Raw genomic sequence first — 333 nt, 5'->3', positions numbered from 1 at the left:
CGGAGACGCCCACCGCGCCGCGGGCGCCGTGCCCGCGCTCGGTGAAGTTCAGCCCGTTCCTGGCGGGAACCGGTCCCCCGGCCGGCAGCCAGCGGACCCAGCGGGTGTCCACGCCGGAGGCGGGCACCAGGTCCTCGACCAGCCGACCGACCTCGACGTCGACGAGGGCCGTCACCACCACCGCGGGCAGCCCGAACGCGGTGCGCAGGGCGCGGGCGACGTCGTACTCCCCGCCACCTTCGTGCGCCGCGAACCCGCGCGCCGAGCGGCTGCGTTGCTCTCCCGGGTCGTGCCGGAGCATCACCTCGCCGAGCGCGCCGACCTCGGGCGCCC

1 pseudogene is annotated in these 333 nt (G+C 77.8%); it reads right to left on the bottom strand.

The annotated features are described in order from the left end of the window. Nucleotides 1-333: pseudogene (locus KVT14_RS20165) on the bottom strand (sugar kinase); the annotation flags it as partial.

It is taken from the genome of Cellulomonas sp. GbtcB1 (genome assembly GCF_019091725.1).
Lineage (GTDB): Bacteria > Actinomycetota > Actinomycetes > Actinomycetales > Cellulomonadaceae > Cellulomonas.
This window is presented reverse-complemented; position numbering and strand designations above follow the sequence as displayed.